Source organism: Polaribacter sp. BAL334 (assembly GCF_015767435.1).
GTDB lineage: Bacteria > Bacteroidota > Bacteroidia > Flavobacteriales > Flavobacteriaceae > Polaribacter.
Map to the genome: position 1 here is coordinate 236,253 of NZ_JADWOV010000319.1, position 17,180 is coordinate 253,432.

Genomic DNA, 17,180 nt, shown 5'->3' on the forward strand with positions numbered 1-17,180 from the left:
GAAAACAGCAATTGTAATACCATTTGAAACAGGTGCTTTGAATCCGTCATTTTGTCTTTAAAATAGTTGGTTTTGCTGACTTTTTGACTTGAAAAGTTTCTTATCTTTGTCAAAAAAAGCAAGCAAATGAGTTTATTCGGCACTCTTTTTGGCAATAATGAGCCTTATAAAGATACTAAAAATATTCCCAATTGGATTCCATTAACTACTGAAAATCAATTGGAAGAACTGAAAAGCATTTCAAAAACTCACTCCGTATTGATCTTCAAACATTCCACAAGTTGTGGTATCAGCAATATGGTGATCAAACGCTTTGAAAAGTTATTTTCTGAGGAACATCAGTCATTAAAAGTCTATTATTTGGATTTGTTACGCTATCGAACAATTTCTAATGAAATTGCAAATAGGTTTGAAATCGTGCATGAATCTCCACAATTATTGGTGATTAAAAACGAGGTTTGTGTGTTCAATGCATCGCATTATTCCATTCTCGAAATAAATTTATCAAGATTTATATAGCAGAAACTTGCATGAAACCCTTTTTAAGTCTTATTTTTGTTACTTAAATTTTTATAAAATTGTCAGAGAATTCCATTTCAGAAAAAAAAGTAGGTAAAGAATTATACGGGTATCAAAAAGAAGCATTGGAGGAAATTTTTCGAAGATTTGAAAATGCTCCTGAAGCGTATCATTTGTTATACCAATTGCCCACAGGTGGTGGAAAAACAGTTATTTTCTCTGAAATTGTTCGTCGTTATTTAGAGCGCTTTCAAAAAAAAGTGTTGGTGTTGACACACAGAATCGAGTTGAGCAAACAAACTTCAAAAATGCTCAATGAGTTTCATGTAACGAATAAAATCATCAATTCTACTGCAAAATTAGACGATCAAGAAAACTACAGTTGTTTTGTGGCGATGGTAGAAACGCTCAATAATCGTTTGAATGACGAAAAATTTGACATTTCGGATATTGGTTTGGTGATTGTGGATGAAGCGCATTACAATTCTTTTACCAAAATTTTCAAGTTTTTTGACGATAGTTTTATTTTGGGTGTGACTGCAACTCCATTGAGTTCAAACATCAAATTGCCCATGTATGAAAATTATCATGAGTTGTTTGTGGGCGAGTCCATTCAGCATTTAATTGACAATGAATATTTGGCAAAAGCAAATATGTATTCCTACAATGTGGGTTTAACCTCCTTAGAAGTTGGCGCCAATGGTGATTATACCGTAAAATCATCTGAAGATTTATATACGAATGCAGACATGCTTTCTAAATTGGTTTCTGCTTACGAAGAAACTGTAAAAGGCAAAAAAACACTGATTTTTAATAATGGAATCAACACTTCTATCCAAGTTTTTCATGCTTTTAAAAAAGCAGGATATCCCATTGCGCATTTGGATAATACCAATACCAAAAAAGAGCGTGAACTGATTTTACGTTGGTTTCACAAAACACCAAATGCAATTATTACTTCTGTAAGTATTTTAACAACTGGGTTTGATGAGCCTAGTATTGAAGCAATTATACTCAATAGAGCTACAAAATCCTTGACCTTGTATTACCAAATGATTGGACGAGGTTCTCGAATATTTGGCAAAAAAGCTACTTTTGATGTGATTGATTTGGGAAATAATTTTTACAGATTTGGACCTTGGGGAGCAGATTTGGATTGGCAAAAAATGTTCCGTTCACCCGATTATTATTTGAATGCCATCTTGTCTGATGAAGAGATAGAAAGTTCATTTCGATATGAGTTGCCAGCAGATATCAAAAAGGATTTTGCCAATTCAAAAGACTTGTTTTTTGATGTAAAAAGAGTGTATATTGAAACCATCAGAACAGGAGAATCGTCTAAACGAGTGTTGGAAAAATCCATAGAACATCATGCGAAAATTTGTGTTGAAAACAGTGAAGATGTTTTTGATGCGTTGATTTTGGCAAAAAAGTTAGGAGAAGAAATAGATGATCGCATCAACAGATATGCAAAATGCATTTCAAAAAGTACGCATAATTTTGTAACTTGGCTGAAAGATGATTACCGAAAAAAATTGAATACCCATTTGCGCACTAATTTTGATGAAATCTATGAGCAAGTATATGGACATCCTCCTGAAGATTAAAGAATTAAAGAAATAAAAAGAGTTAGATTGAAAAAAAAGTCACTTTTTTTTACGTTTTTGTTTTTGTATATAAAAAACAGTTATTTTTGCGCTGCTTATGTAAGTAAAATGTATTGTTTTTCTTGTTTCGTTCGCAATTTATTTTTGGAGAAAAATGATTGCTCTGCATTTTGGAAATGCAACGAAAAAATTGAGATTTCTCCACTTACTTTTCTCAAAGATCTGCAACGCTATTTTAAATTGCACGTTGTTTACCTACAAATCATTCAGTAATTAAAATCACTTTATCATATCAATTTTTTGATACTAAAATTTCAGAAATATTTTAGTTTAAACTATTTATTATACCTTATTAAAAGAACAAAGTGAATACAAAATATAAAGATTTAATAGACCAAACATTCGTTTTTCCACAAGAAGAATTTAAAACCGAAAACAATAAATTATTTTGGCATGACATCAATTTGATGGAATTGATTGAGCAATATGGCTCTCCATTAAAATTTACCTATTTGCCAAAAATCTCTGAAAACATCAACAAAGCCAAAGATTGGTTCCAGCAAAGTATGAAAAAACACAAGTACAAAGGCAAGTATTTTTACAGCTATTGTACAAAAAGTTCGCACTTTAAATATGTGTTGGATGAAGCATTGAAAAATGACATTCATATAGAAACTTCTTCTGCTTTTGATATTGATATTGTTAAAAATTTAAAGAAAGAAGGCAAAATCACCAATAAGAATTTTGTGATTTGCAATGGCTTTAAAAGAGATCAATATATTTCGAACATTGCTGATTTGATTAATTCTGGTCACAAAAATTGCATTCCGATTATTGACAATTATGAGGAGTTGACTTTGTTGCAAGAAAAAATAAATAGGAAATTCAAAGTTGGGATTAGAATAGCCTCTGAAGAGGAACCAAAGTTTGAGTTTTATACCTCAAGATTGGGAATTGGATATAAAAACATCGTGTCTTTTTATGAGCGTGAAATTGCTGAAGACGAGCAAGTTGAACTTAAAATGTTGCATTTTTTCATCAATACTGGCATCAAAGACAATGCGTATTATTGGAATGAATTGGTGAAATGTATCTCTGTGTATATCAGCTTAAAAAAAGTGTGTCCTACATTGGATAGTTTGAATATTGGAGGTGGATTTCCTATTAAAAACTCTTTGGCATTCGAGTTTGATTATCAATATATGATTGATGAAATTATTTATCAAATCAATGAATCTTGTAAAAATGCAGAAGTAGATGTTCCTCATATTTTTACAGAATTTGGAAGTTTTACAGTAGGTGAGGCTAGTGGTGCCATTTATGAAGTTTTGTATCAAAAAAAGCAAAATGACAGAGAGCGTTGGAATATGATCAACTCATCATTTATCACGACATTACCAGATTCTTGGGCCATCAACAAACGATTTATCATGTTGCCCATCAACAAATGGAATTTTAAATATGAGCGTGTTTTATTAGGTGGATTGACCTGTGATAGTGATGATTATTACAATTCAGAACAACATATAAATGCCATATATTTGCCTATTTATGAAAAAGATAGACCTTTGTATATTGGATTTTTCAACACAGGAGCTTATCAAGAAACGATAGGAGGTTATGGTGGATTGCAACATTGTTTGATTCCACATCCAAAACATATTTTGATTGATAAAGATGAAGAAGGTAATTTTGTGACTAAAGTATTTAAAGAAGAACAAAAAAGCAATGAATTATTATCGATTTTAGGATATTAATTTTAGTATTTTTGAAACATAAAAAACAAAACCAGATTACAAAACAACATGAAAACATACGCAGGAATTCCTGAAAACTATGCAACATTAAGCAATTCAAAGATTGTGTTGATTCCTGTTCCTTATGAAGGGACAAACAGATGGCAAAAAGGTGCAAGCAAAGGGCCACAAGCTTTTTTAGAAGCCTCTGAAAACATGGAATTGTATGATATAGAAACCGATTCTGAGGTTTACAAAGAGGGTGTTTTTTTAGCAGACCCAATTACTGAAAATGCTTCTCCACAAGCCATGGTAAACGCGGTGCATCAAACCGTTAAAAAATTCATCAACAGAAACAAGTTTGTGACCGTTTTTGGAGGCGAACATGCTGTTTCTATTGGAACAGTGAAAGCATTCAATGATTGTTTTCAAAGTTTGACAGTGTTGCATTTTGATGCACATGCCAACTTGAGAAAAGAATTTGAAGGCTCTCCGTATCATCACAAATGTGCGATGTACGAAGCAAATCAAAACACTAATTTGGTTCAAGTGGGTATCAGAAGTATGGATATTTCTGAAAAAAGAACCATGAATCCTGACAAAGTGTTTTTTGCTCATGACATGGCTGTGAATGAATATTGGATGGACGATGTGATTGATCAATTGACAAGCAATGTGTTTATTTCTTTTGATTTTTCTGCTTTTGATGCATCACTTTTTTCTGCAACAGGAAATCCAGTTTCTGGTGGATTGTTTTACTACGAAACCATGGAATTCTTAAAAAGAGTTTTTGCTGAGAAAAATGTGGTAGGATTTGACATGGCTGAATTTTGCCCAAATCCAAATCAAAAAAGTTCAGATTCATTGGCTGCAAAATTGTATTATAAAATGTTGAGTTACAAATTCTCTTCAAAAGATGATACTTATGACACTGATGATTCAAACTCAAATAACAATCCTTTTAGCAAGTTGTCTAAATTTAAAAACGACGAAGAGGAATTCTAATCCAATTGGATGATAAAAAATATCGAGAATATCGAATTAAAGTACCTGACAATAAATGATTATCAGGAATTGAAACAAGCAATGATTGAGGTGTATGCAAACATGCAAAACATCTATTGGGAAGAATCTCAAATTCAATCATTGATTACCAAATTCCCTGAAGGTCAGATTGTTATAAAAATAAATGGTCAATTAGCAGGTTGTGCGTTATCTATCATTGTAGATTACAACACCTTTGACGATCATCATACCTACAAAGAAATCACTGGAAATTATTCGTTCAATACGCACAATAGCCATGGAGATGTTTTGTATGGAATCGATATTTTTATCAAACCAGAATACAGAGGATTGCGTTTGGGAAGACGTTTGTATGATTACAGAAAAGAATTGTGCGAACAACTCAATCTTAGAGGCATTGCTTTTGGAGGACGAATTCCGAATTATCATAAATTCGCTTCCGAAATTTCGCCCAAAGAATACATTGAAAAAGTAAAGCGAAAAGAAATTCACGATCCTGTATTGAACTTTCAAATTTCCAATGATTTTCATCCCTCAAAAGTGATGAAAGGCTATTTGCAAGGTGATAAAGATTCCAATGAATACGCAGTTTTACTGGAATGGGACAACGTGTATTATGTGAAACAAAACACCAAAGCTGCAACCAAAAAAAGAGTGGTGCGTTTGGGATTGATTCAGTGGCAAATGCGTTTGTACAAAGGTTTGGAAGGATTGATGGAACAAGCAGAATATTTTGTGGATTCCGTTTCTGCATACAGATCCGATTTTGCCTTGTTTCCTGAATTTTTCAATGCGCCTTTGATGGCTGATAATAACCATCTTCCAGAATCAGAAGCGATTAGAGAATTGGCAAAATACACACCAGTTATTGTTAAGAAATTTTCGGAATTAGCGATTTCCTATAACATCAATATCATTACTGGAAGCATGCCAGAAGTGAAAGATGGTTTGCTGTATAATGTAGGATATTTGTGCAAACGCGATGGAAACATTGAACGCTATGAAAAATTGCACGTAACTCCAGATGAAGCAAAAGTATGGGGAATGCAAGGAGGAACTGAATTGCGAACTTATGATACTGACTGTGGGAAAATAGGAATTTTGATTTGTTATGACTCTGAATTTCCTGAATTGAGCAGAATTTTGGCAGATGAAGGCATGGATATTTTATTCATTCCTTTTTTGACAGATACCCAAAATGGCTATTCAAGAGTGCGTCATTGTGCCCAAGCAAGAGCCATTGAAAACGAATGTTATGTGGCGATTGCAGGAAGTGTTGGGAATTTACCAAAAGTAAATAACATGGATATTCAGTATGCACAATCCATGGTTTTTACGCCTTGCGATTTTTCATTTCCAGCCAATGGCATCAAAGCAGAATCAACAACCAATACTGAAATGATTTTAATAGCAGACGTAGATTTAGATTTGCTGAAAGATTTGAATCAATTTGGAAGTGTACGAAACTTAAAAGACAGAAGAAAAGACATTTTTGAAGTGCGAAAACTTCGATAAAAAACAAGTAAAAAAAATGAATAAACCAATCACCAATTTTATAGAAAAATACTTTTTACATTTCAATGCAGCAGCTTTAGTAGATGCCGCAAAAGGATATGAAAAGCAGTTGAATGATGGCTCTAAAATGTTAGTTTCATTAGCAGGAGCCATGAGTACAGCAGAATTAGGGAAAATTTTTGCCGAAATAATTCGTCAAGACAAAGTGCAAATTATTTCGTGTACAGGTGCCAATTTAGAAGAAGATGTGATGAATTTAGTTGCACATTCACATTACAAACGCGTACCAAATTACCGTGATTTAACACCACAAGATGAATGGGATTTGCTAGAAAAAGGCTTAAACAGAGTTACTGATACCTGTATTCCTGAAGAAGAAGCTTTCAGACGTTTGCAAAAACACATTGTGAAAATTTGGAAAGATGCAGAAGCAAATGGAGAACGTTATTTTCCGCACGAATTTATGTACAAACTATTGCTTTCCGGAGTTTTAGAGCAATATTATGAAATAGACATCAAAAATTCTTGGATGTATGCAGCTGCTGAAAAAAACTTACCAATGGTCGTTCCAGGTTGGGAAGATTCAACCATGGGAAATATTTTTGCGTCCTATGTTTTGAAAGGCGAAATCAAAGCAAGTACTATGAAATCAGGTATTGAATACATGACATTTTTGGCTGATTGGTATACTCAAAATTCTGAAAACGGCATAGGATTTTTCCAAATAGGAGGAGGAATTGCTGGCGATTTCCCAATTTGTGTGGTACCAATGTTATACCAAGATATGGAAAGAACAGATACGCCTTTTTGGAGTTATTTCTGTCAGATTTCTGATTCAACCACCAGTTATGGTTCGTATTCAGGAGCGGTTCCTAACGAAAAAATCACTTGGGGAAAATTAGATATTCATACGCCAAAATTCATCATAGAAAGTGATGCAACCATTGTTGCGCCATTGATTTTCGCGTATTTATTAGAGATGTAAAAAAAAATGTTTTTTTTTTACTTTAGGTTATTGTATTAAAGAAAAAGATTTTAAATTCGTATTTGTAAAAACGAACGTATGAAAAGAGTAATTGTAGATTACGCTAAATTGACAAAAGACATTTTGAATATGCTAATTGAGAAATATCCTGATGGATATGATTATAGCGATATTATTTCTTTCAAAAATGCGAAAGGAGAAACCATTAAAGCTGTGGAAGTTCGCACAGAAGACACTATTTATTTGGTGAAAATCAGTTCTAAATTGGAGCAAACCATGGAAGATTTTGCCGATGATGAAGACTCATTTGATGACAATGAAGACTTTGATGTAAACATTGAAGATGAAGATGCTGCAGATGAAGATTAATTCTTTGCCAACATCTTTGCCTTTTTACTTCTTTAAAAATACAAAACCTCACAATTTGTGGGGTTTTTTATTTGATTAAGTTTTTAAAACTTTTATATATTTATAGAAATTTCTAGTATGATCACTAAAACGAAATTAAAAGAGCAAATTGATAGTTTCCCAGAACAATTTTCCATTGATGAATTGATTGAGAGATTAATCTTGATTGAAAAAATTGAAATTGGAAAAATGCAATTCGAAAATAATCAAATAATAAGTGAGTCCGAACTTGATAAAGAATTGGATACATTGTTCAAATAAATTTGCCTCACAATTAGATCAAATAAATATGTAAACAATGAGATTGCTATTTTCTGTCATAATAAATTTACTAATTATGAATACCTCTGAATTCAAAGCACAAAATGTTTATGAACAGATAATTTCTGATACATTACTTATAAAACCAGATTATATTACATTAAAAGTAAAATTTATTGAAGATACATATTATCGTAAACTTGGTTTAAATGAAATTAATGTTGTCAAAGAAGATGAATTCACAAATTATGTAAACAACAATAAAAATATAATAGTCCTAGAAACTAAGAAAATAAATATTTCAAATATCCATTTTATTGAAAAACAATTAAAGTTTGATACTTCAAAAGCTTATATTGAGTTTGTTGAAAAATTCCAAGGAAAAATTTTATGTTATGGAATTACACCAGTTTTTAATAATGATGAACATACTGAAAAATTAATGTTACAATTAGAAGAATCTTCTCGAAGTTATGTTTTGAAAAAATTCAAAGATGTAAGATTGATTTCTTTTGAGGAAGTAATTACTAGATATAAAATCAGTAATGAACCCAAAACTTTTCATGAATCATTAAAGGAAAAATTTATTGAGGATAAACATACTTTAGATGAGAATGGTTTGGTTATTTTTAAGAAAGAATATAAATTTATTTGGGAAATAATAAATAAAAAATGACCTGACTTAGCATTTTTCTGAAATCAACATTACCAAAAACATTTTTATTTACACAAAACCATCATTCTTCATCTTAGTTTTTATAGTATTAAAATCACCATAAAATAACATTTTCTTATTGGATTATGGATGCTATTTTTTAGTAATTTCGCACAAAATAACAATCCGTTTATGAAAAATATAAAGAGAGTTTTTGTGCTGTCAATTGCGTTAATATTGGTTGCACTTTTGTACAATTGTGGCAGCACAAACAAAATAGAAGCTCTAAAACCTCTGCCTTCAAACAATGATCCAATTGCTTTTAAAACAACGACTTCTATCATTAGCATGCCTTTAGAAATCACGTTGAAAGAGATTGAAAATCAACTCAATAAATCTCTAAACGGTTTGATTTACGAAGACAACAATATTGATGATGACAAAACCGAAATGAAAATCTGGAAAACGGGCACCATCAAATTAATCGAAAAAGACGGAAAAATTCAGTCAATAATTCCCTTGAAAATTGTCACAAAATATAAATATGGCACTGAATTTATGGGCTTGAATGATACCAGAGAAATCAATTTGAGTGGCAAAATAACCTTATTGAGTTCCGTAAAATTGTCCAATTGGATGATGAATACCAATTCTAAAATTGAAGATATTCAATGGAATGAGAGTCCATCAATATTAGTTGCAGGCAAAAAAGTGCCAATTACCTATATCATAAATCCTACGTTATCCATTTTCAAAACTAAATTAGCCAAAAAAATTGACGAAGCCATTTCTCAATCTTGCAACTTTAAACCTTATGTTTTGGATGTGTTAGAAACCATAGGCACACCCTTTAAAACCAGTCCTGAATATGAAACTTGGTTCAAATTAATTCCTATAGAAGTGTATGTCACGGATGCTGTTTTGCAAAAAAACAAAGTTTTGATGGATTTAGGTTTGAAATGCAATATGCAAACAGTTGTTGGGCAAGAACCCTCAAAGGCTATTGACAAAGCTTCTATTTCTTTCAAACCAGTAACTAAAATACCAACTCAAACCAATGCATCAATTGCAGCAATTTCCACCTATGAAAACGCATCAAGAGTGATTACTAAAAATTTTCAAGGAAAAGAATTTTCATCTGGAAGCCGAAAAATAACCATTCAAAAGGTTGATTTATGGCTCAAAGACGGAAAAATGATTTTTGCGCTCAACATGGCAGGCAGTGTAGATGGCACCTTATATTTATCTGGAATTCCAAATTACAATACCATCACAAAAGAAATTTATTTTGAACAAATGGATTATGTTCTCAACTCAAAAGGCATATTGACTAAGACTGCCAATTGGTTGTTGCAAGGAAATATTTTAAAGAAAATTCAAGAAAATTGTCGCTATTCTGTGGGTGATAATTTAGAAGAGGCAAAGAAAAGCATGTTGCCTTATTTGAATAATTTTTCGCCCATGAAAGGTGTTTTTGTAAATGGTAGCTTAGACGATTTTTATTTTGAAAAAGTAGAACTTACTGATAAAGCCATCATCGCATTTATAAAAGCGAGCGGAAAAATGAGAGTCAATATTGATGGAATGGAGTAGGATGATTTTTTCTTTGTAAAGTTTTCTTTTTAAAAATCATAGAATGCAGGTTTTATAATGCTTTGCGATGTCAGGAGAACATCGCAAAGCACATTTTTATAAAATAAGACTTTGCTAAGTAGGTTTGAAAAAAATGAGTACAACAATTTCGTTCATCCACAAACCCAATCCTACTTCTTATTAAAATTCAAGTTTTTAAATTGCGCTACATCAATCACTTTTTCTTGATCAATATCAAACGATATTTTCACACTATCACCCACAATTGTCAAAGGAATATCTGAACTAATTTGGGTGGAACCAACAAAAATATTGGAATAATCTTTTACCGTAAAATAGTAAAAACTATTGCCGTTTTTCACATCGCTTTGAATACGCGTGATGACAGATTTTAATTGTTTTTTAGTATCTGAACTTGTCGGATTTATTCTATTTCCTGAGGAGTTATAGGCACTCTTAAAAGATGTCAATGCTTCTCGCATAGAATTACCAACTCCCACAATTGTGTAATCATTGATGGCAACCATTGCATACATTTTTACCAAACCTCCATCGTCTTTTAAGGTCATGACATAGGTAGGAATGTTGTTAATATTATACGGAATTGGCAAGGAAGTAGAATATCCTTTTTCTTGCACTTTTCCTTCTGCAGATTGTTGCGCTGCATATTCAGTAGCACCACTTTGTTTGTAAAAAGTAGTTTCTTTGGTTCTTGTATCCACCAAAACAAAACCAACAGCACTTTCATCAGAACCCACAGAGGTCAATCCTGTGTACCAATAAGAACGATCGTCTTTTCCGTATACTAAAGTCAATCCTTCTGTAATTTGCAATTTGTCTTTGTTAGAAAAATTCCAATAACCGTTGATATATTCACCCCAATCATTCAATTGCTCTTCTATAAAATCAACAGGTTGAATTCTATCTACCCATTTTGGAGCATTTTCAATACTATATTGTTCAATTTCACCAGTTTGAACATCCACAACAAGCACACCTGTAGCATTTCTTCCTGAAAATCCAATTTGTTTTTCGTAGGTTGAAATCACCCAAAAAGGTTTCCCTTCTTCGTTAATTTCAAAAGTATAATCGGTCAAACCCATAGAGGCAAAACCATTGAAATAGACATGACGCTCTAAATCGTCAAAGAAATAGGCGCTTGGTTGATAGCGAATAAAAAAAGGTTTTCCGTTGACAGATTGCACTAATTTCACATCACGTTCATTGGTTGCAGAAACCATGACATATCCATTTGTTCCTCCAGAATTATTCAACCATTTGAAAAACCCAGAGTGTAATAATGGCGCCACCCAATACAATTCGTTGTTTACTTGTTGAATCGTAAATTCTCCTAAAACAATTTGACTTCCCAAAGCAGGTTGCGAACCTATCACTTTTTCACCCAATAAATACGCTAATTTTTTATCAACCACACGAATTTTATCCATGGAAATAGGAGCAATTTGGGTAGAAATTTTTTGACCATTGTCAACTTTCCCAATTAACTTTTGATATTTTGAGGTATGAAAAATGGGAGCACTTGTAAGCAAAGGAAGTACAGTGATATACACCAAAAACAGGACAAAAAGCAATAGGACAAATACATTTGGTTTTGAACTTACTCTGAAATTTTTTCCTGATGCATCAGTTGTAACTCCCATAGAAAGAAGGATGTACAACACTAACAGCAGGGCAAGAATTACTCCAATTCCTGTAAAACCATAATTCAGCACAGGTAGATTTACATAAAATAGAATTCCTGCTAGTACTGCTAAAAATAAAATTATTTTTAAATGTTTCATTTTCTTATTGATTTAAGTTCTGATTAATTAGTGTATGATTTGATAAATATGTTACAACAATTTATTCAAAATACACTGTAAATATAGGCAATTGAGTGTAAATAAAAGTTACATACGTATTGTCTTGTAAAAGGAAGTTTTAGAAAGTTGCGAGATTTCTAAATGAGGTTTCAAATTCTAACTACTTGGTTTAGTTTTTTTGATTAAGAAACATTAATGAGTGACTTTTATTTCGTTTCAGTTATCTTTTTAAGGTCCTGTCTTGTGTCAAAAACGTTTGCAATTTCAATTCTATTAAAATCAATATTTACCCAATAAACAATTTTATAATTTTTAAAAACTAGATACCTGAATTCTTGCGATAAGTGTTTTAAGGTATTTTCAATTTGACCAATTTGAGGTTGTTTTTCAATCCCAATTGTTGATTCGACAATTCCGTTGATTAGTTTTTTGGCTAGCCTTTACTGAATAATAACTATAAATATCTTCAAGTTTACTCTCGGCAAGTTCTAACCAATAAACTTCTAAAGCCATTTTTGGATTTTAGCTTTTAAGTCAGTAGCTTTTATCATTCTTCCATTTTTTGAATCCTCCATTGCTTGATCAATTTCAGCATTGTATTGCTCCATTGTCATAGGCTCAAAACTATTTTCAATCAATTCAGCTTTTCTTTTACGTAATAATTTTTCAAGGCCACTAACGATATCTTTGTTTTGTAATCTTAAAAACTCTTGTACAAATGATATTTTCCTAGCTTCTAAATCCATTTTCTATGTTTTTTTATCAAAGATACTAAACTGTCAATTTCTGTTTTTAATTTTTATATTTTATTGTATTTCTTAGCGTGAATGACTGCTTCCTTCGACTGCGTAACCACTTCCTTTGAGTCCGTGACTACTTCCTATGAGTTTGTGACTACTTCCTACGACTGCGTGACTGCTTCCTACGACTGCGTGACTGCTTCCTACGACTTCGTAACCACTTCCTTAGAGTCCGTGACTGCTTCCTACGACTGCGTAACCACTTCCTACGACTGCGTAACTACTTCCTACGACTTCGTAACCACTTCCTTTATTACTGTGATTGCTACCTTGATATTGTAAACTCATTTTTGGGATTAAAAATAATGAATTATTGCGAGGTCAGGAGACCATCGCAAAGCAAGGTTTTATAAATTAAGACTTTGCGGAGCAGGATTCAATTTTCAAATCTTTTTCAACTTCTGATTTCGTGTATGATTAGTTTGTGTGGTAAAATACTTTTAACTGAATAAACTATAATTGTATTATATTTACTATTTCTTGAACGGTGAAATGTATTTTTTTTAAATCATCATCAATTGAATATATCTCACTGCCAGAATATCTTAAAACATCTTTAAACCCTATGCTTTTAAGGGCTCTTTCTCTAATTTTATCTTCTCTAAATTTTATTGGGTCTTTATGATAGTCGTAACCATCACATTCAATAGCAATTTTTTGAGATTTTAATACTTTATCATCTTTTTTTAAATTTAACTTAATTACAATATCTATACGATAGGCTTTATCTGCAATTTCAATCTCGTATTGAGGGTAAACTTCAAATTCTTTATATTCACCATTTTCCCCATATCCAGTAAAATTTGTTAGAGCTTTAAATCCGATATATTTAAAAGGCATTCCGCCTATCCATCTGTATTTGTATTTTTCAATATGAATCATTAAAGATTTCTTTTCCTCTCCAATACAGCCATCAAAGCAAATCCATCTATCTATAAAATCAATATTATAATATTGCATCTCATCAAAATAATCATGACTCAACCCAAGGGTATAATTAGAAAAATAATGGAAAAGCTGTAAAATCATTAACTTTTCAATTTTTGATTCACAAAAGGATAGTATGTCGTTCAGTTTTAATTGAAATTTATTCAAACAAATATTTTCAATTTTCTTTGTAATATTTTCAATTTTCCTTTCCGTAGACATACTATTTTATTTAATTACAATCACACTTATTGTTTAAAATATACTTATGTATTATTATCCATATGTCGTATTTGAATCAAATGACTCAATTTTAAAAACTACCCAACTATCAAATGTAACTACAAAAAAACATATTTTTTTTTCTATAAGAATTTTTCAATTTTATTTCAGCTTTAATTATCAAGTGTTATTTTTAAAATGATAAGCTTTAAATATGCGCAACTTCATATAACTTTCATCTAAAAACCTCTACTTCGCAGGCAATACTTTCCCAGCACATTCTCCAAAACCAATACGAACTTTGCTGTTTTTGCAATGCGCACGCATAATCACAGTATCATAGTCATTGATGAATTTTCGGGTTGTTCCGTCTTTTAGGGTGATTGGGTGTTGACCTTTCCATGTCAATTCGAGCATAGAACCAAAACTGTCTTTTGTGGGGCCAGAAATCGTTCCTGAGCCCATCATATCACCAGATTCTACAGGACAACCATTCACTGTGTGATGTGCCAATTGTTGCGCCATTGTCCAATACATATATTTAAAATTCGAATTTGAAACTACGGTTTCTGGGCCGTTTTCTGGTTTGATGGCTGCTTGCAAATGAATATCAAAACTGCCTTTTCCTTTTTGTCTCAAATAGGGTAGAGGCTCAATTTCTTGTTTAGGATTGTCCACTCTGAAAGGTTCTAAAGCATCCAACGTTACAATCCAAGGAGAAATGGTAGACGCAAAATTCTTTCCTAAAAAAGGACCCAAAGGCACATATTCCCAAGCCTGAATGTCTCTGGCAGACCAATCATTGAATTGTACCAATCCAAAAATATATTCTTCAGCTTCGTCAATGTTAATTCTTTCACCCAAAACATTGGCATCTGTAGTGATAAACGCCATTTCTAATTCAAAATCTAATAATTTTGTGGGGCCAAATCCAGGAGTATTGCTTCCTTCAGCAGGAGATGTTTGCCCATAAGGTCTTCTGATAGGTGTTCCTGAAGGCACAATGGAGGAACTTCTTCCATGATAGCCAATAGGGATGTGCAACCAATTGGGCAACAACGCATTTTCAGGATCTCTAAACAACGAACCTACATTGGTGGCGTGTTCTTTGCTGGCATAAAAATCGGTATAATCGCCAATAGCCACTGGCAACAACATTTCGATTTCATCCAATCTAAAGATAATTTTGTCTTTATGTTCAGGATTATCGCGTAGAATTCCATTTTTTACATCAAAAACTTCCGCAATACGATTTCTTACCAAACGCCACGTTTTGCGACCATCTGCAATAAAATCGTTCAAATTGTCTTGCAAAAACATGTCATCGGTTAATGGAATTCCATCAAAATAGCCTAATTGATGAAATGCGCCTAAATCTATGGCATAATCACCAATTCTACTCCCTATAGTAATGATGTCATCTCTTGTGATAAAAACACCAAATGGAATGTTTTGAATAGGAAAATCGGAATCCTCTTTCACTTTTAACCAAGATTTTCTGTTGGGGTTATTTGCAGTAATAATCATTTTGTCGATTTATATTTTTTCCAAACCTACATAATTTTTTGACATTTTAAAACAAAAAAAGATCGAAAAGAGGAATTTTAACAAGACTTTTTTTTCATTCCTATAATTCTTAATAAAATGTTGAAAACATCCTAAAAACCTATTTCGCAACGCAATCCTTTTTCTTATTTTTGTAGCTTCTTTTTAAAAACATATACATGCAATTAGATCATCAGATTTTCGACCTCATAGAGCAAGAAAAAGAAAGACAGTTAAATGGGTTAGAGTTAATCGCTTCCGAAAACTTTGTAAGTGATCAAGTAATGAAAGCTCAGGGGTCTATTTTGACCAACAAATATGCAGAAGGATATCCTGAAAAAAGGTATTATGGAGGTTGTGAAATCGTGGATATTGTAGAGCAAATTGCCATTGACAGAGCCAAAGAATTGTTTGGAGCTTCGTATGTCAATGTGCAACCTCATTCTGGTTCGCAAGCAAATACGGCTGTTTTTGCAGCGTGTTTGAATCCTGGTGATAAAATTTTAGGATTTGATTTGTCTCATGGAGGACATTTGACGCATGGTTCGCCTGTGAATTTCTCTGGAAAATTATACAAACCTTCGTTTTATGGTGTGGAAAGAGAAACGGGTGTGTTGAATTATGACAAAATTCAAGAAATCGCTGAAATAGAAAAACCAAAATTATTGATTGCTGGTGCTTCTGCCTATTCAAGAGATATGGATTTTAAACGATTCAGAGAAATTGCGGATAGTGTTGGCGCTATTTTATTGGCTGATATTTCACATCCTGCAGGTTTAATTGCAAAAGGAATTTTGAACGATCCAATTCCTCATTGTCATATTGTGACCACAACTACTCACAAAACATTGCGTGGGCCAAGAGGAGGAATGATTATGGTGGGTGATGATTTTGAAAATACGTTTGGTGATTTATTGAAAAATGGAACTCCGAAAAGAATCTCAACGTTATTGAACTCAGCTGTGTTCCCAGGAAATCAAGGAGGTCCTTTAGAACATGTGATTGCTGCAAAAGCAGTTGCTTTTGGTGAAGCTTTGACAGATGAATTCTTAGAATATCAAATTCAAGTGAAGAAAAATGCAGCCAAAATGGCAGCTGAATTTGTGTCAAGAGGGTATCATTTAATTTCAGGAGGCACAGACAATCACTGTATGTTGATTGATTTGCACAACAAAAATATTTCTGGAAAAGATGCAGAAATCGCTTTAGGAAAAGCAGAAATTACAGTGAACAAAAATATGGTTCCTTTTGATGATAAAAGTCCTTTTATTACTTCAGGAATTCGTGTTGGAACAGCTGCAGTAACTACTCGTGGTTTGAAAGAAGAGGACATGGTTCACATCGTTGATTTTATTGATGAAGCCATTCAAAATGCGGATAATGAAGTTGCTTTGCACGATATTGGAGAACGTGTTTCGGATATGATGAGCACAAGAAGATTGTTTGTGATGTAATTTTTTACTGATTATATTAAAAAAGGCATCAAATTTTTGATGCCTTTTTTATTTTAAAATGATACCTATAAAGTTACTAAAAACTTACGATAGTTTACAAATTG

15 protein-coding genes are annotated in these 17,180 nt (G+C 32.4%); 11 read left to right on the plus strand and 4 right to left on the minus strand.

The genetic code is table 11. The features are described 5' to 3' along the window. Positions 1-126 precede the first annotated feature (126 nt). The 10 genes from ytxJ (at position 127) to IU405_RS14210 (ending at position 10,305) form a co-directional block, all read left to right on the plus strand. Positions 127-519, plus strand: coding sequence for a bacillithiol system redox-active protein YtxJ (ytxJ, locus tag IU405_RS14165; RefSeq protein WP_197439266.1), 393 nt, complete (start codon positions 127-129; stop codon positions 517-519). Positions 520-578: 59 nt separating this feature from the next. Then, positions 579-2,126 carry a DEAD/DEAH box helicase gene (locus IU405_RS14170; protein ID WP_197439267.1) on the plus strand — a complete coding sequence of 516 codons (1,548 nt, stop codon included), beginning with the start codon at positions 579-581 and terminating at the stop codon, positions 2,124-2,126. Positions 2,127-2,491: 365 nt separating this feature from the next. Then, positions 2,492-3,883 carry an arginine decarboxylase gene (locus IU405_RS14175; protein WP_197439268.1) on the plus strand — a complete coding sequence of 464 codons (1,392 nt, stop codon included), beginning with the start codon at positions 2,492-2,494 and terminating at the stop codon, positions 3,881-3,883. Positions 3,884-3,931: 48 nt separating this feature from the next. Further along, the gene (gene speB / locus IU405_RS14180) at positions 3,932-4,867 is read left to right on the plus strand and encodes an agmatinase (RefSeq protein WP_197439269.1); all 936 of its coding nucleotides are present in this window, start codon (positions 3,932-3,934) and stop codon (positions 4,865-4,867) included. 9 nt (positions 4,868-4,876) lie between these two features. Then, on the plus strand, positions 4,877-6,403 hold the full coding sequence (locus tag IU405_RS14185) for a bifunctional GNAT family N-acetyltransferase/carbon-nitrogen hydrolase family protein (protein WP_197439270.1): 1,527 nt from the start codon (positions 4,877-4,879) through the stop codon (positions 6,401-6,403). Positions 6,404-6,419: 16 nt separating this feature from the next. Further along, positions 6,420-7,388, plus strand: a complete 969-nt coding sequence (locus IU405_RS14190; RefSeq protein WP_197439271.1) for a deoxyhypusine synthase family protein — start codon at positions 6,420-6,422, stop codon at positions 7,386-7,388. A 78-nt stretch (positions 7,389-7,466) separates the two neighbouring features. Next, complete coding sequence (locus IU405_RS14195; RefSeq protein ID WP_197439272.1) at positions 7,467-7,757, plus strand: hypothetical protein; 291 nt, start codon at positions 7,467-7,469, stop codon at positions 7,755-7,757. A gap of 117 nt (positions 7,758-7,874) precedes the next feature. Then, positions 7,875-8,057, plus strand: coding sequence for a hypothetical protein (locus tag IU405_RS14200; RefSeq protein ID WP_197439273.1), 183 nt, complete (start codon positions 7,875-7,877; stop codon positions 8,055-8,057). A 76-nt stretch (positions 8,058-8,133) separates the two neighbouring features. Next, positions 8,134-8,733: a hypothetical protein gene (locus tag IU405_RS14205; protein ID WP_197439274.1), complete on the plus strand. Its 600-nt coding sequence runs from the start codon at positions 8,134-8,136 to the stop codon at positions 8,731-8,733. A gap of 171 nt (positions 8,734-8,904) precedes the next feature. Further along, positions 8,905-10,305 carry a DUF4403 family protein gene (locus IU405_RS14210; protein ID WP_197439275.1) on the plus strand — a complete coding sequence of 467 codons (1,401 nt, stop codon included), beginning with the start codon at positions 8,905-8,907 and terminating at the stop codon, positions 10,303-10,305. A gap of 170 nt (positions 10,306-10,475) precedes the next feature. On the opposite strand, the gene IU405_RS14215 is transcribed toward IU405_RS14210, so the two are convergent. The 4 genes from IU405_RS14215 to fahA all read right to left on the minus strand — a co-directional run bounded on the left by IU405_RS14215 (position 10,476) and on the right by fahA (position 15,604). Beyond that, a complete protein-coding gene (locus tag IU405_RS14215) occupies positions 10,476-12,107 on the minus strand; it encodes a hypothetical protein (protein ID WP_197439276.1) in 1,632 nt (543 codons plus the stop codon). A gap of 524 nt (positions 12,108-12,631) precedes the next feature. Next, positions 12,632-12,874, minus strand: coding sequence for a hypothetical protein (locus tag IU405_RS14220; protein ID WP_197439277.1), 243 nt, complete (start codon positions 12,872-12,874; stop codon positions 12,632-12,634). A gap of 507 nt (positions 12,875-13,381) precedes the next feature. Continuing rightward, a complete protein-coding gene (locus IU405_RS14225; RefSeq protein ID WP_197439278.1) occupies positions 13,382-14,077 on the minus strand; it encodes a hypothetical protein in 696 nt (231 codons plus the stop codon). 249 nt (positions 14,078-14,326) lie between these two features. Then, entirely contained in the window at positions 14,327-15,604 is a 1,278-nt protein-coding gene (gene fahA, locus IU405_RS14230; protein WP_197439279.1) for a fumarylacetoacetase, read from the minus strand. A 197-nt stretch (positions 15,605-15,801) separates the two neighbouring features. On the opposite strand from fahA, the gene glyA reads away from it, so the two are divergent. Next, the gene (gene glyA, locus IU405_RS14235) at positions 15,802-17,076 is read left to right on the plus strand and encodes a serine hydroxymethyltransferase (RefSeq protein WP_197439280.1); all 1,275 of its coding nucleotides are present in this window, start codon (positions 15,802-15,804) and stop codon (positions 17,074-17,076) included. Positions 17,077-17,180 lie beyond the last annotated feature (104 nt).